Source organism: Pseudomonas sp. Eth.TT006 (assembly GCF_054456575.1).
In genome coordinates this window covers 193,229-216,273 of sequence record NZ_JBTJEN010000006.1, presented here as the reverse complement: position 1 = coordinate 216,273, position 23,045 = coordinate 193,229, and the positions used below count along the sequence as shown (strand labels likewise).

The window sequence follows — 23,045 nt, the reverse complement described above, 5'->3', positions numbered from 1 at the left end:
CGCTTTCGCGAGCAAGCCCGCTCCCACATGGGTTTCAATGCCACGCTGAGCGCCAACGATCCAGGCCAATCACCAGCAACCCGATCAACACAAACCCCACCAATATCCCCCCGGCATTGATGAACACCTGTGGATAACCCAGCGTCGCCACATCAATGAACGGATACGCATACGCGCCGAGCAGATGCCCGCGCAGCAAGGCGTAGATGAAATACACCAGCGGATAAATCAGCCACAGCGGCAGGTGCCACAGGCGCAATGTGCCCTTGGGCACGCAGCACCACCAGTAGCCGAGAAACAGCAGCGGCATCACGTCGTGGAGCAATTCGTCAGCGATAAACTGCCAGCCCTGCGGATGCCACAAATGTCGTAGCAAAACGCTGTAGGCCAGACCGACCAGCACAATGCTGACGGCTATCCCGCTGCTGACCCACGGTTGCAGAAACCAGCGCTGTGCAGCGGATTCGCGGCGGCTGACTGCGCAGGTCAGCACGCTCGCCACCAGGGTGTTGGTGATTACCGTGAAGTAACTGAAGAAACTCACCAGCCCGCCCAGCAAGCTGGCATCGACGCTCAGCCGCGCGAAGAAAATCAGGTACAGCTGAATGCTCAGTCCGACCCAGCCGAGACAGGCGATCAACGTCAGCAAGCGTCGCCGCGATACGGCGGCCATCTCAGAGCGGACGCTTGGTGCGCATCAGTTTTACGTACAAGCGCTCGACCTTCTCCCGCGCCCACGGGGTTTTACGCAGGAAGGTCAGGCTCGACTTGATGCTCGGATCGCTCTTGAAGCAGCGGATATCGATGCGCTCGGCCAACCCCGACCACTCGTAATGCGCCACCAGCGCATTGAGGATCTGTTCGAGGGTTACGCCATGCAGCGGATCGGGAGTGTGGTCGTTCATGCCAGGCCTTTGGACGGTGGAAAAATGCACAAGGCGCGCACCTTAGCCGAGGGGGGACTGCGGTGGAAGGGGTTCCTGCAAATGTAGATCAGCAGCAACAGATCGCAGCGCCTGCATTGGAATGCGACCCCCTCCAGGAGCTGCCGCAGGCTGCGATCTTTTGCCACTGTTACAGATTGCGAAAAGCTGCATGTCTGCAAAAGCCCTTTGTCTTTTTGTTACAGATCATTATCCTGCCGCCCTTCAGCTGAACCGCTTCACTGCCTGCGTCAAATTGAAGCGCTCGGTTTACCCCCAGAAAACATCAAAAAAAGACTGATCCATGCCTGACTTTTCCTTCTCCCGAGACAGCGCTATCTCAGCGTTGCGCCTGCTCGGCGGCTGCACCGCGCTCGGCCTCGCCAGCTATGCCCAAGCGGCTCCCGCCTTCGACAGCGACTCACCGTGGATGCTCGGTGACTGGAACGGCACGCGCACCGAACTCTCGGAAAAAGGCTACGACTTCAAACTCGATTACACCGGCGAAATGGGCAGCAACCTGCACGGCGGCTACGACCACGATCGCACCGCGCGCTACAGCGACCAGTTCGGCCTCGGCACGCACCTGGACCTGCAGAAGATCCTCGGCTGGGACGACGCCGAATTTCAACTGACCATCACCAAGCGCAGCGGCAACAACATCAGCAACGACCGGATCAACGATCCGCGCGTCGGCGGCTTCACCTCGGCACAGGAAGTCTGGGGCCGTGGCCAGACCACGCGCCTGACGCAGATGTGGTACCAGCAGAAATTCTTCGACCAGAAGCTCGACATCAAGCTCGGCCGCTTCGGCGAAGGCGAAGATTTCAACAGCTTCCCCTGCGACTTCCAGAACCTGGCGTTCTGCGGCTCGCAGGTCGGCAACTGGGTCGGTGGCATCTGGTACAACTGGCCGGTCAGCCAGTGGGCGCTGCGGGTCAAATATCACCTGACCCCGGAGCTGTACGCGCAGGTCGGCGCCTACGAGCAGAACCCGTCGAACCTCGATCACGGCAACGGCTTCAAACTCAGCGGCAGCGGCACCCAGGGCGCGGTGTTGCCGGTGGAGTTGGTGTGGACGCCAAAGCTCAACGGGCTGCCGGGCGAATACCGCGCCGGCTATTACTACAGCAGCGCCAAGGCCTCTGACGTCTATAAAGACCAGAACGGCCAGCCCGCCGCACTGAGCGGCGAAGCCTACCGCAGCGCGTCGAGCAAGCACGGCGTGTGGTTCGGCGCGCAACAGCAAGTCACCAGCCTGGCCAGCGATCATTCGCGCGGCCTGAGCGTGTTCGCCAACGCGACGATGCACGACAAGAAAACCAACGCGATCGACAACTACGTGCAGGCCGGCGTGGTCTACAAAGGCCCGTTCGACGCCCGCGCCAAGGACGACATCGGTTTCGCCCTGGCCCGCGTGCACGTCAACCCGGCCTTTCGCAAGAACGCCGAGGCGAGCAATCAGGCGCACGCGGTCTACGACTATGACGATCCCTCTTTCCTGCCGCCGCAGGACACCGAATACAGCGCCGAGCTCTATTACGGCGTGCATGTCGCCAACTGGCTGACCGTGCGCCCTAACCTGCAATACATCCGCCATCCCGGTGGCGTGAACAACGTCGACGACGCCCTGATCGGCGGGATCAAGATCCAGTCGTCGTTCTAAAAATCTACGCAAATCCCAAAGGTGGGAGCGGGCTTGCTCGCGAAGGCGGTGTGTCAGAAAACGGATGCATCGACTGACACGACGCTTTCGCGAGCAAGCCCGCTCCCACAGGGGATTTTATGAGTTTCGTCAGTTACACCGGTTTTATCTGAACCATCCCTGCGCCCAATCGTCATCTAAAGTGACTACAGCGCGGGACTACATAAACGTCACGGAGAATCACACTATGAGCACCGAAAGTGCTTCGAGTCGGGGCCGTCTGCTACCGAGCCTGCTCGGCATTCTGCTTCTACTGATGGGCCTGGCCATGCTGGCCGGGGGAGTCAAACTGAGCATGCTCGGTGGCTCGCTGTACTACCTGCTGGCCGGTATCGGCATCGCCCTGTCCGGCATCCTGATGCTGCTGCGTCGTCGCGCGGCGCTGGGCCTGTACGCCATCGTGCTGTTCGCCAGCACCGTCTGGGCGCTGTGGGAAGTCGGTCTGGACTGGTGGCAACTGGTGCCGCGTCTGGCGCTGTGGTTCGTCCTCGGCCTGGTGATGCTGCTGCCGTGGTTCCGCCGTCCGCTGTTGCTCAACGGCCCGGCGCCAATGGGCACCGGTGGCCTGACCGTCGCCGTGGTACTGGCCGGCGTCACCGCCCTGGCCAGCCTGTTCACCCATCCGGGCGAAACCTTTGGCGAGCTGGGCCGCGACACCGCGGACATGACCAGCACCGCGCCGCAGATGCCTGATGGCGACTGGCAAGCCTACGGCCGCAGCGAATTCGGTGACCGTTACTCGCCGCTGAAGCAGATCACCCCGGCCAACGTCGGCAAGCTGCAAGAAGCCTGGCGCATCCAGACCGGCGACCTGCCGACGGCCGATGACCCGGTCGAGCTGACCAACGAAAACACCCCGCTCAAAGCCAACGGCATGCTCTATGCCTGCACCGCGCACAGCAAAGTGCTGGCGCTGGACCCGGACACCGGCAAGGAAATCTGGCGTTTCGACCCGCAGATCAAGAGCCCGGTGGGCTTCAAGGGCTTCGCCCACATGACCTGCCGTGGCGTGTCGTACTACGACGAAGCCGCTTACGCCAAGTCTGAAAACCCTGCGTCGGCAGTAATCTCCGAAGCCGGCAAAGCCGTTGCTCAGGCCTGCCCGCGTCGCCTGTACCTGCCAACCGCAGATGCCCGTCTGATCGCACTGAACGCCGACACCGGCAAGATCTGCGAAGGCTTCGGCAAAAATGGCGTGGTTGACCTGACCCAAGGCATCGGCCCGTTCACCGCCGGTGGCTACTACTCCACCTCGCCTGCGGCGATTACCCGTGATCTGGTGATCATGGGCGGTCACGTCACCGACAACGAATCGACCAACGAGCCATCGGGCGTGATCCGCGCCTTCGACGTGCGCGACGGTCACCTGGTGTGGAACTGGGACAGCGACAAGCCAGACGCCACCGAGCCATTGGCGCCGGGTGAAACCTATAGCCGCAACTCGGCCAACATGTGGTCGCTGGCCAGCGTCGACGAAAAACTCGGCATGGTCTTCCTGCCACTGGGCAACCAGACCCCGGACCAGTGGGGCGCCGATCGCACTCCGGGCGCCGAGAAATTCAGCGCCGGCATCGTGGCGCTGGATCTGGCTACCGGTAAAGTGCGCTGGAACTACCAGTTCACGCATCACGACCTGTGGGACATGGACGTTGGCAGCCAGCCAACCCTGCTCGACATGAAAACCGCCGACGGCGTGAAACCGGCACTGATCGCTCCGACCAAACAGGGCAGCCTGTACGTCCTCGACCGTCGTGACGGCACACCGATCATTCCGATCCGCGAAATCCCGGTACCGCAAGGCGCCGTGAAAGGCGATCACACCGCACCGACCCAGGCCCGTTCGGACCTCAACCTGCTGGCCCCGGAACTGACCGAAAAAGCCATGTGGGGCGCCAGCCCGTTCGACCAGATGCTGTGCCGCATCCAGTTCAAGGAACTGCGCTACGAAGGCCAGTACACTCCACCGTCGGAACAGGGCAGCCTGATCTACCCGGGTAACGTTGGCGTGTTCAACTGGGGCGGCGTGTCGGTCGATCCGGTTCGCCAGATGCTGTTCACCAGCCCGAACTACATGGCTTTCGTCTCGAAAATGGTGCCACGCGAGAAAGTCGCCGCCGGCAGCAAGCGCGAGAGCGAAACCGCTGGCGTGCAACCGAACACCGGCGCGCCTTACGCGGTGATCATGCACCCGTTCATGTCGCCACTGGGCGTACCGTGCCAGGCCCCGGCCTGGGGCTACGTCGCCGGTATCGACCTGACCACCGGCAAAGTCGTGTGGAAACGCAAGAACGGCACCAGCCGCGACAGCTCGCCGATCCCGATCGGCTTCACCCTCGGCGTGCCAAGCATGGGCGGCTCGATTGTCACTGCGGGCGGCGTCGGCTTCCTCAGCGGCACCCTCGACCAGTACCTGCGCGCCTACGACGTGAATACCGGTAAGGAACTGTGGAAATCGCGCCTGCCTGCGGGTGGTCAAGCGACCCCGATGACCTACACCGGCAAGGACGGCAAGCAATACGTTCTGCTGGTGGTCGGTGGCCACGGCTCGCTGGGCACCAAAATGGGTGACTACGTGATTGCCTACAAATTGCCGGAATAAGTTTTACCGGCGGCAAATAAAAAGGCGATGTCCCGTGAGGGGCATCGCCTTTTTGTGCCCGCCGTTTCTGCATACACCTGAGAACCCTGTGGGAGCTGGCTTGCCAGCGATAGCGGTGGGCCAGACAGCAAATAGGCCGGCTGATAGACCGCCATCGCTGGCAAGCCAGCTCCCACAGTTTGAGATGTGCCGGGCTGTGGGAAATGTGCTCGTCCTACAAATACTGGTGACTGCACGAAGTTTTTCCCACAAGTCGCGTCGGTTGTGCCTCGGAAATGGGCTGGATAGGCTCTGAGGGTCGCTGCAAATTCAGCGAACGGGCGTCGCGGCCCGAGCAGTTCATTCGATTTGATGCATAATCGCCGGCCCAAACGGGAGCGCTCAGGTGCTTGTTGTTTGGTTTGATGGTGGCTGTGCGCGGGATACCCTCGGGTATGCCGAGATTGCCGAATGGCTCGGTCCGCGAACCTGCGTACAGCTGCCTCCCTTTTCGCGTCGCGGCGATCTGTGGCAGCTCCACTTCTCATTCGGAGTTTCACCATGATCAAACCCACCCCCAATCCGCCTGCAGCGGACGACACCACACCCTACGAATTCCCCGGCTCAAAAAGATTCCACGACGCCGCCGAACGAGCGCTGGACCACTACCTGAAACCCAACGCCCTGACCCTGCGCTTCCACAAGCCCAGCACCATGTTCCAGGTCGCCCCCGATCAAGACAACGAGAGCCTGCTGGTCCACGCCTGCGAATCGCTGGCCTCGGCGAGCATCATGGCCAGCGACATTGCCGCCTACGTGGATAGCCCGCAGCGACAGACGATTCTGGCGATCCAGCAAATCATCATGCTCGCCGAACTGGCAGTGAATCGCGTACTGGATAACCACGAACACCCCACCCAAAGCTGACACCGACCTGTAGGAGCTGCCGAAGACTGCGATCTATTGATCGGGATTTTTAAAATCAAAAGATCGCAGCCTTCGGCAGCTCCTACATTTGAAGCGAGTTCACCCGCCAGAGACAGGTCGGTTGACAGGCCATCATCGCGAGCAAGCCTGCTCCTGCAAAAACAAAAGCAAGATCAAAAGATCGCAGCCTTCGGCAGCTCCTACATTTGAAGCGAGTTCACCCGCCAGAGACAGGTCGGCTGGCAGACCATCATCGCGAGCAAGCCTGCTCCTGCAAAAACAAGAGCAAGATCAAAAGATCGCAGCCTTCGGCAGCTCCTACATTTGAAGCGAGTTCACCCGCCAGAGACAGGTCGGCTGGCAGACCATCATCGCGAGCAAGCCCGCTCCTGCAAACACAAGAGCAAGATCAAAAGATCGCAGCCTTCGGCAGCTCCTACAGGGGATGGGTTCAACCTGAAGAATCAGGTCGGCTGTCAGGCCGCCTTCGCGAGCAGGCTCACTCCTACCATTTTGATCTGCGTACAACCCACGCGGCAGAGCCGCCCCACTCAACAGGATGAGCGTTAGCTCGGCTGCAGCTCTTGATCTTGATCCACGGGCGACGTCGGGAGGCTGAGTGGAGGGATTGATCCGGGGGTGGGAGCGCAGCGACCGTTTGGCGAAGCCAAACACAGCGAGAGGAGGTGCAGCGAAGCAAACCGTAGACGCTGCGCCCGGATCGATCCCGCAGCGAAGCGACCCCGAGCCCCAGCGAGTGGGCCGGACGCAGGAGCAAGCGTTTTTTTGCTTACTTTTTTTAGGCGTTTGTAAAAAAAGTGAGTCGCCGTAAGGGCGAAACCGCCAGCAGCAACACCCGCAGAAACGGATATTCACCCAAAACCCAGGAGCATGGTCGGCCCAAAGGCCGCCAAGTCCAAAGCCAGCCTCCCTGTCAAAACCCTGAACACAAGCAGAAACACCCCCGACCATTGAAACCACCAAACCTGCGCCCCATCTAAGACCCATACCCCATTGCGCAGGTGCCCCAATGAGCGACCAGCAAGAATTCCCGGACAATCCCGACGATTACACCGCAGCCGAACACATCGAACACACTTCGTCCGGCAAGGGCCTCGCCCTGCCCGGCCAGAACCTGCCGGACAAGGTTTACGTCATCCCGATCCACAATCGCCCGTTCTTCCCGGCACAGGTGCTGCCGGTCATCGTCAACGAAGAACCGTGGGCCGAAACCCTGGATCTGGTGAGCAAATCCGAACACCACTCCCTGGCCCTGTTCTTCATGGACACGCCCCAGGAAGACCCGCGCCATTTCGACACCAAAGCCCTGCCGCAATACGGCACCCTGGTCAAGGTGCACCACGCCAGCCGCGAAAACGGCAAGCTGCAATTCGTCGCCCAGGGCCTGAGCCGCGTCCGCATCAAGACCTGGCTCAAGCACCATCGTCCGCCGTATCTGGTTGAAGTCGAATACCCGCACCAGCCGACCGAGCCGACCGACGAGGTCAAGGCCTACGGCATGGCGCTGATCAACGCGATCAAGGAACTGCTGCCGCTCAACCCGCTGTACAGCGAAGAGCTGAAGAACTACCTCAACCGCTTCAGCCCCAACGATCCCTCACCGCTGACCGACTTCGCCGCCGCCCTGACCTCGGCCACCGGCCCGGAGCTGCAGGAAGTGCTCGACTGCGTGCCGATGCTCAAGCGCATGGAAAAAGTCCTGCCGATGCTGCGCAAGGAAGTCGAAGTCGCGCGTCTGCAAAAAGAAATCTCTGCCGAGGTCAATCGCAAGATCGGCGAGCACCAGCGCGAGTTCTTCCTGAAAGAACAACTGAAGGTCATCCAGCAGGAACTGGGCCTGACCAAGGACGACCGCAGCGCCGACCTCGAACAGTTCGAGCAGCGCCTGGAAGGTAAAGTCCTGCCGGCGCAGGTGCAAAAACGCCTCGAGGAGGAAATGAACAAGCTGTCGATCCTCGAAACCGGCTCGCCAGAGTACGCGGTCACCCGCAACTACCTGGATTGGGCGACTTCGGTGCCGTGGGGCGTGTACGGCGAGGACAAACTCGACCTCAAGCACGCGCGCAAGGTGCTCGACAAACACCATGCCGGCCTCGAAGACATCAAGGACCGCATCCTCGAATTCCTCGCAGTCGGTGCCTATAAAGGCGAGATCAGCGGCTCCATCGTGTTGCTGGTCGGCCCGCCGGGCGTGGGTAAAACCAGCGTCGGCAAATCCATCGCCGAATCCCTCGGGCGGCCGTTCTACCGCTTCAGCCTGGGCGGCATGCGCGACGAAGCCGAGATCAAGGGCCACCGCCGCACCTACATCGGCGCGCAGCCGGGCAAACTGGTGCAGGCGTTGAAAGACGTCGAAGTGATGAACCCGGTGATCATGCTCGACGAGATCGACAAGATGGGCCAGAGCTACCAGGGCGACCCGGCCTCGGCGCTGCTGGAAACCCTGGACCCGGAACAGAACGTCGAATTCCTCGACCACTATCTGGACCTGCGCATGGACCTGTCGAAAGTCCTGTTCGTGTGCACCGCCAACACCCTCGATTCAATTCCCGGCCCGTTGCTGGACCGGATGGAAGTGATTCGCCTGTCGGGCTACATCACCGAAGAAAAAGTCGCCATCGCCAAGCGTCACTTATGGCCGAAACTGCTGGAAAAGGCCGGCGTATCCAAAGGCAGCCTGAGCATCAGCGACAGCGCGCTCAAGACCTTGATCGACGGTTACGCCCGTGAGGCCGGGGTGCGCCAGCTCGAGAAGCAAATGGGCAAACTGGTGCGCAAAGCGGTGATGAAACTGATCGAAGACCCGAAAGCGGTGATCAAGCTCGGGCCAAAAGACCTCGAAGCCTCACTGGGTCATCCGGTGTTCCGCAACGAGCAGGTGCTGTCCGGCACCGGGGTGATTACCGGTCTGGCCTGGACCAGCATGGGCGGCGCGACCCTGCCGATTGAAGCGACGCGAATTCACACGCTCAACCGTGGCTTCAAACTCACCGGGCAACTGGGCGATGTGATGAAGGAGTCGGCGGAGATCGCTTACAGCTACGTCAGCTCGCACCTGAAGGCATTTGGCGGCGATCCGAAATTTTTCGACGAAGCTTTCGTTCACCTGCACGTACCGGAAGGCGCAACCCCGAAAGACGGCCCAAGCGCCGGCGTGACCATGGCCAGTGCCCTGCTCTCGCTCGCCCGCAACCAGCCGCCGAAAAAAGGCGTGGCGATGACCGGCGAACTGACCCTGACCGGGCATGTGCTGCCGATTGGCGGGGTGCGCGAGAAGGTGATCGCGGCGCGGCGGCAGAAGATCTTCGAGTTGATCTTGCCGGAACCGAACCGGGGCAACTTTGAGGAATTGCCGGATTATTTGAAGGAAGGCATTACGGTGCATTTCGCCAAGAAGTTTGCGGATGTGGCGAAGGTGTTGTTCTGATCATCCTGTAGTGCCTGAAGTACAGCTATCGCTGGCAAGCCAGCTCCCACAGTGTCCAATGTGTTCACAAATCCTGTGTTCACCACAAAACTCTGTGGGAGCTGGCTTGCTAGCGAAGGCGTCAGTGCTGAATGCCCGACCGTCACACTTTGTCTCATCTTCAGTTATGCTCGCCGTTCGTCGTGAACACCGGAGCTGCTGTCTTTATGTCCCCCACTCGCCTGTTTGTCCCCCTCGCCCTCTCTCTGCTGGCCGCCTGCGCCTCGCAACCGAACCAGAACGTGACCGTGGAACAACAGAGCGAATGCCCGGTGCGCCTAACCAAGGGGCAGAACCTGATAGTGATGCTGCCAAGCAATCCCACCACCGGCTATCGCTGGGCCATTCAGGATTCTGCTGGCGGCGTGTTGCACGCACTGAGCCCAGAGGTTTACAGCAGCCCGAAAGATTCCGGCATGGTCGGCGCGGGTGGTTTTTCAACTTGGCGCTTCCAGGCTTTCGCAACGGGGACAGGCCGTTTGCGTCTGACTTCGCAGCAGCCGTGGGAACCGGAAGTTGAACCGGCAGAAACCTTCGACTGCGCCATTTCGGTGAACTGATCGTGGGCTGGCTGATTCTGGCACTGATGGGCGCGGTGACGTTCCTCTACGGCGTCAGCACCCATGCTGCGCTGCTGTGCCTGTTGGTCAAACCGTTGCCCGTTCTCGCGCTGCTCGGCTGGCTGCATGACGCGCCGCCGAGTGAGTATCGGCGCTGGATCAGTCTGGGGCTGATTTTCTCTGTGTTCGGTGACGTGTTGCTGGCGTGGCCGGGGGATCTGTTTGTGTTTGGCCTCGGTGCGTTTCTGCTGGCGCATCTGGCGTACCTCAAGGCTTACCTCAGCGATTGCAAACGTCTGGCGCTCCTGCCGCTGGTGCTCGCGCTCGGTGTAGGCGCGGTGCTATTGGGGATTTTGATTTCCAGTGGATTGGGGCCGTTACTGGTGCCAGTGATTGTCTATGGCACGGCGATCAGCGCCATGCTCTGGCGCGCCCTCGCCCGCCTCGGCAGCGATGTGCCCCGGCGTTCAGCGTTACTGGCGGCAGCGGGTGCGGTGGCGTTCGTGTTCTCGGACAGCGTGATCGGTATCGACCGCTTCGTCGCGCCGTTTCAGGCTGCGCCGTACGTGATCATCCTCAGTTACTGGCTGGGTCAGTGGGGTATTGCCGCCTCGGCCTTTTCCCCAAAACACCGCTAATCCGTGTAGTGAGGGGATTTATCCCCGATGGACTGCGAAGCAGGCCTCAAATAGACAATCCGCGTACAGCAAGTGAACCGCCAGCACCGGTACTACGACTGCTGCGCAGCCGATCGGGGATAAATCCCCTCGCCACAGTTGTGCATTCCACACGGGCGGGCGGCGGTTTATCAGACAACCCAAGCATCCCCGCGCCCTTTTGGCTAAAATGCCGGCCTTTTCCACCGACACCGCCGGAACCGCCGTGAGCAAAGAACCCGATCGCATTTTCGCCCAGCCGATGGCCCAGGTGCCTGACTTCGCCTTTAACGAGGACGTGGTGCGGGTGTTTCCGGACATGATCAAGCGTTCGGTGCCGGGTTACCCGACCATCGTGGAAAACCTCGGCGTGCTCGCCGCGCAGTTCGCCCAGCCGAGCAGCGTGCTGTACGACCTCGGCGCTTCGCTCGGTGCGGTGACCCAGGCCCTGCGTCGTCACGTGCGCACCGACGGTTGCCGGGTGATCGCTGTGGATAACTCGGCGGCGATGGTCGAGCGCTGCCGCGAATACCTCAACGGTCAGGATTCGATGTTTCAGGAGTTGCTGCCGGTCGAGGTGATCGAAGGCGACATCCTCGCCCTCGAGTTCAAACCGGCCTCGGTGGTAGCGCTGAATTTCACCCTGCAATTTATCGCCCCCGAGCAGCGCACCGCGTTGCTGTCGCGCATTCACCAATCGCTGCTGCCCGGCGGTGCGCTGATTCTGTCGGAGAAGCTGCGCTTCAACGATGCTGAAGAGCACGCGCTGCTCACCGATCTGCACGTCGCGTTCAAACGCGCCAACGGCTACAGCGAACTGGAAATTGCCCAGAAGCGCAGCGCCATCGAAAACGTCATGAAGCCCGACAGCCTCGAAGAACACCGCGAACGCCTGCTGGCCGCCGGGTTCTCGAAAGTCGTGCCGTGGTTCCAGTGTCTTAACTTTGCCTCGTTGATTGCCTTGCCATGATTGATCTGTCCCCCCTCGCCCGCCGTCTGGCCGGTACCCCGCTGGCCGACTGGGCCAACACCCTGCAAGTGCAACTCGACAAGAAAATGGAGAAGGGCCACGGCGATCTGGAGCGCTGGCAAAGTGCGCTGGACGCGTTGCCGAAGCTGCAGCCGAGTGAGATCGATCTGCTCAATGGCCTGAAACTCGACACCGACTGCGACGACGCCACCCGCGCGCAGATGCGTACCGCGCTGATGGGCCTGTCGCCGTGGCGCAAAGGCCCGTTCGATCTGTTCGGCGTGCACGTCGATACCGAATGGCGCTCGGACTGGAAGTGGTCGCGGGTCGCTCCGCATCTGGATCTGAAGGGCAAACGCATCCTCGACGTTGGTTGTGGCAATGGCTACTACATGTGGCGCATGCTCGGCGCCGGGGCCGACAGCGTGATCGGCGTCGATCCGAACTGGCTGTTCTTCTGCCAGTTCCAGGCGGTGCAGCGTTACCTGTCCGAGCCGAACGCCTGGCACCTGCCATTCCCGTTCGAAGACCTGCCGCCGAACCTCGAAGGTTTCGACACGGTGTTCTCCATGGGCGTGTTCTACCACCGTCGCTCACCGATCGAGCATTTGCTGGCGCTCAAGGACTGCCTGGTCAAGGGTGGCGAACTGGTGCTGGAAACACTGGTGGTTGAGGGCGACAAGCATCAGGTGCTGGTGCCGGAGGACCGTTACGCGCAGATGCGCAACGTGTGGTTCCTGCCGTCGGTGCCGGCGCTGGAGTTGTGGCTGCGCCGCGCAGGTTTCAGCGATGTTCGTTGCGTAGATGTGAGCACGACGACGGTCGAAGAACAGCGCAGTACCGAGTGGATGAAGTATCAGTCGTTGAGTGATTTCCTCGATCCGCAAGATCACAGCAAGACGATCGAAGGGCTGCCGGCGCCGATGCGCGCCGTAATCGTCGCGAAGAAATAACCCCAATCTCCAGAAAAAGGAGATCCCCTGTGGGAGCGGGCTTGCTCGCGAAGGCGATGTGTCAGGTACATCAATGTCGACTGGCACCCCTCTTCGCGAGCAAGCCCGCTCCCACATTTGTTTGGTTTTTACTCAACGGGTTTCGCGCGCCGCGCCCTGAAAAACCCGGTCAGCACCGCCCCACATTCCTCCGCCAGCACCCCGCCTTCATACAGCACCCGGTGATTCAAAAAGCCCTGAGTAAAGAACTGCCCCTGACTCTGCACAATCCCGGCTTTCGGCTCCAGCGCGCCATACACCACCCGAGCAACCCGCGAATGCACGATCAGCCCGGCGCACATGCTGCACGGCTCCAGCGTCACATACAGCGTGCTGCCCGGCAGGCGGTAGTTATCAACGGCCTGGGCGGCGGCACGGATCGCGACCATTTCCGCATGAGCACTCGGGTCGCTGGTGCTGATCGGGCAATTGAAGCCACGCCCGATGATCTCGCCATCCTGCACCAGCACCGCGCCCACCGGCACCTCGCCGAGGGCTGCGCCTTGTGCAGCAAGGGCCAGGGCTTCACGCATGAAGTCACGGTCGCGGCTGCGGTCGATGATCGCCGCCGGGCGAATCTGGCGCATCACTTCACCTCGATGGCGGCCATCAGGCCGGTTTCCATGTGGTCGATCACATGACAATGGAACATCCATACTCCCGGGTTATCCGCCACCAGCGCCACTTGCGCGCGCTCGTTCTTGCCCAGCAGATAGGTGTCGGTGAAGTACGGGATGATCTTGTGCCGGTTCGACGCAATCACCTTGAAACTCATGCCGTGCAGGTGGATCGGGTGCTGGTACTGGGTCATGTTCTTCAGTTCGAAGATGTAACTCTGACCCAGTTTCAGGCTGGCAATCGGCCGATCGGCGCAGGTCTTGTCGGTGATGTCCCAGGCCTTGCCGTTGATCTGCCACAGGCTCGGTGGCTTGCCGTTATCGACGTTGACCGACACCGAACCGACCCATTCGAAATTGAAGTTGAGTTTCTCCGCATTTGCCAGATCCGGCTCGGCCACCGGGTTCGCGGGTAGCGCTTTCGGCCAGTCGGTGGGTGCATCGTCGTTGGCCACCGAGCGCAGGGTGCCGAGGCGCACCGGGCCGTTACGCAGCGACAGCTCTTCACCGGCCGGCGGCGCCTTGATCGCCAGACAGATGCGCATGCCCGGACCGAGCCAGTATTCCTTGCCCAACGGGCGTGGTTCGACCGGGTTGCCGTCCAGCGCGTAAATCTGCGCTTCGACGCCGGGAATGTTGATGCGATAGGTCAGAGTGTTGTCGAGGTTGAGCAGGCGCACCCGAGTGATCTGACCCGCCGGCAACTCGATCACCGGCGCAGGCACGCCATTGATGGTCGACAGCCGCCCCGCCGTACCACCACGGGCCGCTTCGCGCGGGATGCTGAACTCGACGAAATTGCCCTCGTCGTCGATGTGCCAGTTCTTCAGGCTCAAGGTCTTTTCATACTTGAAACCGGTCGGCTCGCGCTCTTCGACGATCAACGGCCCGACCAGCCCGCGCCCCAGCTCTTCGCTGCTGCTGACGTGAGGGTGATACCAGTAGCTGCCGGCGTCCGGCACGCGGAATTTGTAATCGAAGTATTCGCCGGGCAATACCGGCAGCTGCGAGACGTACGGCACGCCGTCCATTTCCAGCGGCAGGCGGATGCCGTGCCAGTGAATCGTGGTGGCGACCGGCAGGTGGTTGATGAAGCGCACCCGCAGCCATTCGCCCTGACGCACACGCAATTCGGTGCCCGGCGCCGACGGGCCGAATGCCCAGGCCTCGGTCTTGTGCCCCGGCACCAATTCCACGTCCAGCGGCGCGGCGATCAGCTCGTAGTCATGCCCGGCATCGGCATCAGCCATCTTGCCCAGCCAGTAACGCGATGCACCTCCCGCTCCCACGCCAACGACAACAAGACCGGCCAGGCCACCGAGGATTTGGCGACGGGTAAAGGACATGAACTCAACTACCTCACGTGTCTGCGGCGGGCCTGGACGCCCGCAAAAGGCGAATACGATACACCTGCAACTGCGAAACAGTAAGGGCGGCGCGGCGGATGGCCGCAGATCATGCCCCTCGCACACTTGCGGGCGCGAGAGGTAGTAAATAGGTAGTGCATACGCTTGATGGCTTCGGGTCATGCTCACTGCCCGTTTCTCAAGGACCGAGAAGACATGACCACCCGCGAAAACCACTCGCTGCCCAATGCCGGCGACAAAGCCGCACTCAGGGCAATTGCCACCCGCATCATTCAAACCTGCCCGAGCCTGCAGGACTGCGCGCACCAGGTCGCCAGTGATCTGTTGATAAAACAGGGCATCACCGGCCACGACCCCGACCACATTTATTTCCATCGCTTCGAGGCGGCGCAGAGCAGCTCGAAGAGCTTTACCGGCTGGGAGCATGTCCATGCCACACCCACATCGTCGATGACCCTGACCCAACTGGTCATCCAGCGTTTTCGCACTAATGACCAGGACAACGCCGACCTGCTGGATGTCTACGCCGGCTTCTATTCGGTCGGGCCCGAGACGCGCACGTTCAATGAAACCAACGAAATACGCCTGCACGGCAACGATGTGCTGAAAAGCTTCTGGAGCACCGACTTCAGTGCCCTGTACGACCAGACGCTGACAGCGTTCTGGCGCGACTCCGGCGGCGACTTTCGCACCCTCGCCAAGTGCAATTTTCTGCTCAGTGCGGTGCAGGCACGAGACAAACGCCAGTTGAGCGATGAGGATTTCCGTTTCGTCACCGAGGCGACGATTGGCCCCATCACCTGGCCCGTCAGCCTGGCGTCGCTGCAGACGGAACACACCGGCAGCGACCGTCTCCGGGTGCTGGACATCGCCGGCTACAGAGCCAACAACATTCTGCGCTTCATCGCCCCGATGGGCCGACACATCCTTTATCTGCCAGGAGAGGCCGACGCGTTCCAGGTATTGGAAACAGCGACAGACCTGCACTACTGGGTCCTGCAGCGGATGAACAAGGAAGATGCGCGCCAGGCCTTCATGACGCATTTTTCCCTGGCGGACCGGCAAACCATTACCGCCGGTATCACCGACCTGATGAACCGTCTCGTCAAGACCTGGGGTCAGTACGATCATCATCTGATCAATCAGACCGACAGGCTCATCGACGGCGACGCTTTCACTTGGCTGCGCGGCTCGACCAAAAGCGCAATGTTCGCCGAAGCCGAACTGTCACTGACCGCCAATGGCGACATACGCAAAAAACTGTGGATCGGCTATCTCAGCGCCGGGGTGAGGCTTCTCGCACCGATGGCCGTTGTCGGCTGGCCGGTGGCCTTGCCGGTGATCGGCGCCAGCATTGCCAGCATGGGCCTGAACATTGATCAGGCGGTCAACGGCAAAACGGCTGGCGAGCGCAAAGCCGGCATCCTCGGCGCGGTTCTGGCCGGTATTGATGTGTTGTTCAATCTGGCGGTGCTCAAGGGGCCGGGCTCGCTGCAGGAGATCGGCCCGGAAGTCGAGCTTGCCGAAGCGAGTGAAATGGCTGATCTGAAACAGTCCGCCGCATCCGCCTCACGCGCCAAGCCCTCCGCGTCGCCAACCGGAACAGTGCTTGAACCTTCGATCAACCAGCCAGCGAAGGCCGCAGTGCCTGAGTCGTTCAAAATTGACCTGGTGCTGAAGGACAGCTGGCTGAACAACGCACCGGGAAAATTCAAAGGTATTTACCAGCTCGAATCGAATCCGTCGTCAGCGATCAAGCTCAATGGCGATGCTTATTACGTCCGCTATGAGTCCGACATCAATGGTCATGGCCGTTGGGTAATTATCGATCCGGCCAATCCTCACGCGTACTCCGGGACGATTCCGGTTCGCCTGAACGTTGCCGGACGCTGGGAAGTTGCTCCGCGCCTGGGATTGAGGGGGGGCATGCTTGCGTCATCTTCCAGTACCGCTGGCAAACCCGTGGTGGAAGAATGGACACGCCGGCCGGGCTTGCACACTGCGGGGATTGAAGACGCCGAGATGCGAGCCTGGGCACTTGGCGGGCCGGACAGACGCGCGCAGTACCGAAGAATCGTGACCATCGGCTCAGTCGATGTGCGCAGTGTGCTCACGTCTGACGTGCACCCCCCCGAACCTTTACGCATCGGCTCTGTTGCGTTGCCCCCTGAGCTCACAGAGGAGTTGAGCGAGTTCGATCTGGCTCAGGAAGATGACCGTGACCAGTTGGTCGCTTATGCCAGGGCCTACTACCGACTCAATCCGCCACTGCCCCGCGTGGCAGCTCCTGTGACAAGTCCGATTGAAACCACTGCCGACCTGCTGGACAACGTGTTTGCCGAAAAAACCGGCTTGGTGATCGGCGAAAATTCCGGCGCTGTCGGCAGCAAACAGTTCCTGATCGAAAACATGCAGGGATTGGCGCAACGCGGCGTTAAAACCCTGTATTTGCAGAAACTGTTGGCCAATGTCAATCAGCTCGATCTGGACGCTTTTGCTCGCACCGGAGAGATGCCGCAAGAGTTGGAAGATTACCTGAAACGCCTGGATTTCATCGGCGGTAATGATCCCGAAGGCCGGTTCAATCTGCTGAACCTGGTGAAGGCCGCCAATGCCCGACAGATCCGGGTTCAAGCCATCGACATGTCCACCACCTTCAACGTCGGCAAGGACGCCGACTGGGAAGCGGACTACCGCATGGCCAGAAGTTTTTTTGCCAGCGAGATCATCGTCGCCAATGAGCAAATGAAAGGCCCGGCCCCTTGGGTCGCGCTGGTGGATCATGAAAACATGGCCACCTTCCGCGACTATCAGGGCATCAGCGAACAGACCGGCGCAGCCAGTCTGCGTATCGAAGACGTCCCCCCTGGACAGACACAGAAAATCGATGCCGACCCTGGGTTGTTGATGGAGTATGTAGATGCCCCTCACTCCCCTGCTCACGAACCTTGGCCAGAAGGTAATATCGGCGAAGTTCGTAGCCTGATCCAGGGTGATTGGCGTTTGCAGTCCGACACCGTATGGGCCAATCGCAGTCCGCAGGACTTGCATGCGTTACTGTCAGAGCCCTGCATGTTCACCTTCCAGCGCTACCGCAACAATGTGCTGGTGGTTTACCGCAATGCCCAGGGACACATGGCTGACAGCGTGCTGCGCCCGACGCCGGAGGGCCGGATCAATCTGGAAATCCCCATGCGTCCGGACCATGACACCCTGACCGTCGACAATCTCGATGAATTGAGAGAAGCCTTGATCGAAAGAGGCATGACGCCAAAGGGCTGGCCGCCGGTTGCAACCACCCTGGACACGCTGGCGTCGGATCTGACTTCAGCGCTGCCTGACGCCGGACAGGCAGTCATTCCACAAAACTGGCAAGCCAATGAATTGCTGGACGCTCTGACTCCAGAGGCGACACCCGGGAAATTCCAGGGCATCTATAGACTCGAGGCAAACCCGTCCACAGCGATCATGCTCAACGACTGTGCCTATTACGTGCGCTACGAGCCCGATCCCAACGGTGGCGGCACTTGGGCGATCATCGATCCTGAACAGCCGAACGCCTTTTCCGGCGCCATGCCCGTGCGCTTGAATGAACGAGGTGAATGGGAACTCACGCCACGGGGCGGGCTGAAAGGCGGCGGCAATATCCATCCGGGGCGCTCACGAAATCAGGCGTCCGGCCCTTCGCGAACCTCGGCGCAGCCTTTGCCGCAACAAGCGAGAACCCTTCCCTCGGTTCCCACCACGCCAGCGTCCCGTCCGGGCCACACACCCGTTCAGTACGACACCCCATACCGACCAAGCCTCAGAAGAGTGGCATTCGGCAGGCGCGAATACCTCATCAAGATGGTTCGTCAGCCAGATGGCAACATGCAGGGAACGACCGCCTTTGACGAATATGTCGCCGCCAGGCGCACGAACCTGCTGAAGGATGCACGCCAGTTCTTTTCCGAAGAAGACTTGAGCCGTTTACTACCGGAGCGCCCCGACCTGACACGCGTGCGGGATTCGAAATCGAGCCAGCAACTGATTCAAACAGTGTTCGAGGCAGCACCGGGCCTGGTGATCGGTGAGAGTCAGGATCGCATTGCCAGCATGCATTTCCTGATCGAGAACATGCCGACCTTCGCGGCGCAAAAGGTCAAGACCCTGTATTTCCATCGTCTGCTCAATGATTTCAATCAGGTAGATCTCGATCAATTTTTCAGAACGGGAGAAATGCCCGGCGATCTCGAATTCTACCTGCAAAGAATGCAAAGCGATCCCGCGGCGCACTTCACGCCGCTGGAAGTGATCCGCGCCGCACAGCGCAACGGTATTCGGGTACAGGCCACCGACTGCATGGCCAGTTACCGTTTCCCCGGCTCGCCGATGCCCGACATGCATGAACAAGCCGTAAAGACCTATCTGACCCACACCATCATGAAAGCGGACCAGGCCCTGAATGGCGCCGGCAAATGGCTGGTGCTGACCGATCAGGAGAACACCAATACCTTCCGCGGCATGCCGGGCATCAGCGAAATGCAGGGCGGAGTCGGTTTGCGGATCGAAGAGGTGCTGCCAGAGCAGCAACTGGTGATCGAAACGGATCGCGGGATCACTGTCGGCCGGGGTTTCTCCACTCAGGTCGAAACCACTACGGAGAACTTCAATACCCTGTTCGCGGATATGAGCCTTGAGGTGCCGACGCCGCTGTCAAGTCGAACCCCGGCCGAACTCGAACAGATGCTGTTCCGTCAGGGCATGTACACCTTCGAAAAAACCGAGGATCAATGGACACTGATCCACCGCGGCAGAGACGGCCAGATCGCCCGCACACCGGTCGATCGCACCTTCGGCGGTGAATACATGATCAACCGCCCCGCCTGGACGGAAGTGCATCGTGTGCCCTACGCCAGCATCCTCGATCTGTCCTGGGCACTGAGCCGCATGGGCATGAAGATGGAGGGACGAATGCCGGTATAAGTCGTTCAGCACGGCATAACGCAAAAAGCCCCCGATCTTGCGATCGGGGGCTTTGTTTTAGCTTGGGGGATTGCGTTTTGACTCAGAGAGTCGAAACGGTTATTCCCACTCAATCGTCGCCGGCGGCTTGCTCGACACGTCGTAAGTGACGCGGGAAATGCCTTCGATTTCATTGATGATGCGGCCGGATACGGTTTCCAGCAGTTCGTAAGGCAGGTGTGCCCAACGCGCGGTCATGAAATCGATGGTTTCCACGGCACGCAGGGCCACGACCCAGGCGTAACGACGGCCATCGCCGACCACGCCAACCGATTTCACTGGCTGGAACACCACGAAAGCCTGGCTGACCTTGTGGTACCAGTCGGCCTTGCGCAGTTCTTCGATGAAGATGTGGTCGGCACGACGCAGCAGGTCGGCGTATTCCTTCTTCACCTCGCCGAGGATGCGCACGCCCAGACCCGGGCCCGGGAACGGGTGACGGTAGACCATGTCGTACGGCAGTCCGAGTTCCAGACCCAGACGACGGACTTCATCCTTGAACAGTTCGCGCAGTGGCTCGACCAGTTTCAGGTTCATCTCTTCCGGCAGACCGCCCACGTTGTGGTGCGACTTGATCACGTGAGCCTTGCCGCTTTTCGCGCCAGCCGACTCGATCACGTCCGGGTAGATGGTGCCCTGAGCCAGGTACTTGATGTTGTCCAGCTTGCAGGATTCGGCATCGAACACGTCGATGAAGGTGCGGCCGATGATCTTGCGCTTCTTCTCCGGGTCAGCTTCGCCGGCCAGGTTGTTGAGGAACTGCTCCTCGGCGTTGGCGCGGATCACCTTGACGCCCATGTTCTCGGCGAACATGGCCATCACTTGCTCGCCTTCGTGCAGGCGCAGCAGGCCGTTGTCGACGAAAACGCAGGTCAGCTGATCGCCAATGGCCTTGTGCAGCAGCGCGGCAACCACCGAGGAGTCAACGCCGCCGGACAGGCCCAGCAGCACGTTGTCGCTGCCGACCTGGGCGCGGATGTTGGCGATGGCGTCTTCAGCGATCTTCGACGGGGTCCACAGGGCTTCACAGCCGCAGATGTCCAGCACGAAGCGCGACAGGATGCGACCGCCCTGCTTGGTGTGGGTCACTTCCGGGTGGAACTGCACGCCGTAGTAAGCGCGCTCGTCGTTGAACATGCCGGCGATCGGGCAGCTTGGGGTGCTGGCGAGGATGTGGAAATCTTCCGGCATCTTGGTGACCTTGTCACCGTGGCTCATCCACACGTCGAGACCGAACAGGCCATCGGCGTCGATGTGATCTTCGATGCCGTCGAGCAGGCGGCTCTTGCCGACCACGTCTACGCGGGCATAACCGAATTCACGCAGCTCGGAACCTTCAACCTTGCCGCCCAGTTGCTCGGCCATGGTCTGCATGCCGTAGCAGATGCCGAACACCGGCACGCCCAGATCGAACACCGCCTGTGGGCAGCGCGGGCTGTTGGCTTCGTGTACGGACTCGGGGCCGCCGGCGAGGATGACGCCTTTAGGCGCGAATTCGCGGATCGCATCCTCGTCCATGTCGAACGGGTGCAGTTCGCAGTACACACCGATCTCGCGCACGCGGCGGGCGATCAGTTGGGTGTATTGCGAACCGAAGTCGAGGATCAGGATGCGGTGAGCGTGAATGTCGAGGGACATGGGAGAGAACTCAAAAAGCAGTTGCTAGCTTCAAGCTGCAAGCTGCAAGTAATCGGAAGCTGCGCGGTAGCTGCACTAACGCAGCCCCGCTTGCAGCTTATAACTTGTGGCTCAAAGCTGTCGGCGTCAGCCGACCCGATAGTTTGGCGCTTCCTTGGTGATCTGCACGTCGTGAACGTGGGATTCGGCCATACCGGCACCGGTGATCCGCACGAACTCAGGCTTGGTACGCATTTCTTCGATGTTTGCGCTGCCGGTGTACCCCATCGAGGAACGCAGACCGCCCATCAGCTGATGGATGATCGCGGTCAGGGTGCCTTTGTACGGCACACGGCCTTCGATACCTTCCGGAACCAGTTTCTCGGCGCCTGCCGAGGAGTCCTGGAAGTAACGGTCGGACGAGCCTTGCGCCTGGGACATGGCACCCAGCGAACCCATGCCGCGATAGGCCTTGTACGAACGGCCCTGGAACAGTTCGATTTCGCCCGGCGCTTCTTCAGTACCGGCGAACATCGAGCCCATCATCACGCAGGACGCACCAGCGACGATGGCCTTGGACAGGTCACCGGAGAAGCGGATGCCGCCGTCCGCGATCAGCGGAACGCCGGTGCCCTCAAGGGCAGCGGCGACGTTGGCGATGGCGCTGATTTGCGGAACGCCGACACCGGCGACGATACGCGTGGTGCAGATCGAGCCAGGGCCGATACCGACCTTGACCGCATCGGCGCCGGCTTCGGCCAGCGCCTTGGCGGCTGCGCCGGTGGCGATGTTGCCGCCGATCACCTGCACTTCAGGGAAGTTCTCTTTGACCCAGCGAACGCGGTCGATCACGCCTTTGGAGTGACCGTGCGCGGTGTCGACCACCACCACGTCCACACCGGCATTGACCAGCGCAGCAACGCGGTCACCGGTGTCTTTACCGGTACCGACAGCGGCGCCAACACGCAGACGACCTTGATCGTCCTTGCTGGCCAGCGGATAGGCTTTGGCTTTTTCGATGTCGTTGACGGTCATCATGCCTTTGAGGGCAAACTTGTCGTCGACGATCAGCACGCGCTCGATGCGGTGCTTGTGCAGCAGTTCGCGTACGTCGTTCTTGTCGGCGCCTTCCTTGACCGTGACCAGACGCTCTTTAGGCGTCATCACTTCACGGACAGTGGCTTCCAGACGATTTTCGAAACGCACGTCACGGGAGGTGACGATGCCGACCAGGTCGCCATCGTGCAGTACCGGAACGCCGGAAATGTTGTGCAGACGGGTCAGTTCGAACAGATCACGTACCGTGGCATCAGCCTCGATCGTGATGGGATCCTTGACCACACCGGCTTCGAACTTCTTGACCTTGCGCACTTCGGCAGCTTGCTGCTCGATGGTCATGTTCTTGTGGATAATGCCGATGCCACCTTCCTGAGCCATGGCGATTGCCAGACGGGCTTCAGTCACGGTGTCCATTGCAGCAGAAACCAGAGGAATATTCAGTTCGATGCCACGGGTAAGGCGGGTCTTGAGACTGACTTCGTTAGGAAGCACCTCGGAATAACCAGGCACTAGGAGAATGTCGTCGAATGTCAGAGCTTCTTGGCTGATACGCAGCATCGCGGGGGCTCCCGAGCGGGAAAAT

15 protein-coding genes are annotated in these 23,045 nt (G+C 60.7%); 9 read left to right on the top strand and 6 right to left on the bottom strand.

Translation table 11 applies throughout. The annotated features are described in order from the left end of the window. Positions 1-34 precede the first annotated feature (34 nt). Together ACXR0M_RS12270 and ACXR0M_RS12265 are read right to left on the bottom strand one after the other, a co-directional pair. Positions 35-673, bottom strand: a complete 639-nt coding sequence (locus tag ACXR0M_RS12270) for a Pr6Pr family membrane protein (protein ID WP_458832116.1) — start codon at positions 671-673, stop codon at positions 35-37. A 1-nt stretch (position 674) separates the two neighbouring features. Beyond that, positions 675-905, bottom strand: a complete 231-nt coding sequence (locus ACXR0M_RS12265) for a VF530 family protein (protein ID WP_003227831.1) — start codon at positions 903-905, stop codon at positions 675-677. Between the two features lie 322 nt (positions 906-1,227). Here ACXR0M_RS12265 and ACXR0M_RS12260 point away from each other — a divergent pair, with 322 nt between their 5' ends. The 8 genes from ACXR0M_RS12260 (at position 1,228) to cmoB (ending at position 12,759) form a co-directional block, all read left to right on the top strand. Further along, positions 1,228-2,589 carry a carbohydrate porin gene (locus ACXR0M_RS12260; RefSeq protein WP_458832115.1) on the top strand — a complete coding sequence of 454 codons (1,362 nt, stop codon included), beginning with the start codon at positions 1,228-1,230 and terminating at the stop codon, positions 2,587-2,589. Between the two features lie 226 nt (positions 2,590-2,815). Then, positions 2,816-5,227, top strand: coding sequence for a glucose/quinate/shikimate family membrane-bound PQQ-dependent dehydrogenase (locus ACXR0M_RS12255; protein WP_458832114.1), 2,412 nt, complete (start codon positions 2,816-2,818; stop codon positions 5,225-5,227). Positions 5,228-5,767: 540 nt separating this feature from the next. Next, the gene (locus ACXR0M_RS12250) at positions 5,768-6,133 is read left to right on the top strand and encodes a DUF6124 family protein (protein WP_458832113.1); all 366 of its coding nucleotides are present in this window, start codon (positions 5,768-5,770) and stop codon (positions 6,131-6,133) included. A gap of 1,030 nt (positions 6,134-7,163) precedes the next feature. Next, entirely contained in the window at positions 7,164-9,581 is a 2,418-nt protein-coding gene (gene lon, locus ACXR0M_RS12245) for an endopeptidase La (RefSeq protein ID WP_458832112.1), read from the top strand. Positions 9,582-9,787: 206 nt separating this feature from the next. Further along, complete coding sequence (locus ACXR0M_RS12240; RefSeq protein WP_458832207.1) at positions 9,788-10,180, top strand: protease inhibitor I42 family protein; 393 nt, start codon at positions 9,788-9,790, stop codon at positions 10,178-10,180. 2 nt (positions 10,181-10,182) lie between these two features. Next, a complete protein-coding gene (locus tag ACXR0M_RS12235) occupies positions 10,183-10,818 on the top strand; it encodes a lysoplasmalogenase (RefSeq protein WP_458832111.1) in 636 nt (211 codons plus the stop codon). Positions 10,819-11,026: 208 nt separating this feature from the next. Beyond that, a complete protein-coding gene (gene cmoA / locus ACXR0M_RS12230) occupies positions 11,027-11,806 on the top strand; it encodes a carboxy-S-adenosyl-L-methionine synthase CmoA (protein WP_458832110.1) in 780 nt (259 codons plus the stop codon). Continuing rightward, a complete protein-coding gene (gene cmoB, locus ACXR0M_RS12225; protein WP_458832109.1) occupies positions 11,803-12,759 on the top strand; it encodes a tRNA 5-methoxyuridine(34)/uridine 5-oxyacetic acid(34) synthase CmoB in 957 nt (318 codons plus the stop codon). The genes cmoA and cmoB overlap by 4 nt, the downstream gene beginning before the upstream one ends. Positions 12,760-12,887: 128 nt before the next feature. Here cmoB and tadA read toward each other — a convergent pair whose 3' ends face one another. Then, on the bottom strand, positions 12,888-13,385 hold the full coding sequence (gene tadA, locus ACXR0M_RS12220) for a tRNA adenosine(34) deaminase TadA (protein WP_458832108.1): 498 nt from the start codon (positions 13,383-13,385) through the stop codon (positions 12,888-12,890). Then, complete coding sequence (locus tag ACXR0M_RS12215) at positions 13,385-14,761, bottom strand: multicopper oxidase family protein (RefSeq protein WP_458832107.1); 1,377 nt, start codon at positions 14,759-14,761, stop codon at positions 13,385-13,387. The genes tadA and ACXR0M_RS12215 overlap by 1 nt, the downstream gene beginning before the upstream one ends. 216 nt (positions 14,762-14,977) lie before the next feature. Between ACXR0M_RS12215 and ACXR0M_RS12210 the strand changes: the two genes are divergently transcribed. Beyond that, positions 14,978-19,747 carry a dermonecrotic toxin domain-containing protein gene (locus ACXR0M_RS12210; protein WP_458832106.1) on the top strand — a complete coding sequence of 1,590 codons (4,770 nt, stop codon included), beginning with the start codon at positions 14,978-14,980 and terminating at the stop codon, positions 19,745-19,747. A 99-nt stretch (positions 19,748-19,846) separates the two neighbouring features. On the opposite strand, the gene guaA is transcribed toward ACXR0M_RS12210, so the two are convergent. Next, positions 19,847-21,424: a glutamine-hydrolyzing GMP synthase gene (gene guaA, locus ACXR0M_RS12205; RefSeq protein WP_458832105.1), complete on the bottom strand. Its 1,578-nt coding sequence runs from the start codon at positions 21,422-21,424 to the stop codon at positions 19,847-19,849. A 126-nt stretch (positions 21,425-21,550) separates the two neighbouring features. Beyond that, positions 21,551-23,020, bottom strand: coding sequence for an IMP dehydrogenase (gene guaB / locus ACXR0M_RS12200; protein ID WP_458832104.1), 1,470 nt, complete (start codon positions 23,018-23,020; stop codon positions 21,551-21,553). Between the last annotated feature and the right edge of the window lie 25 nt (positions 23,021-23,045).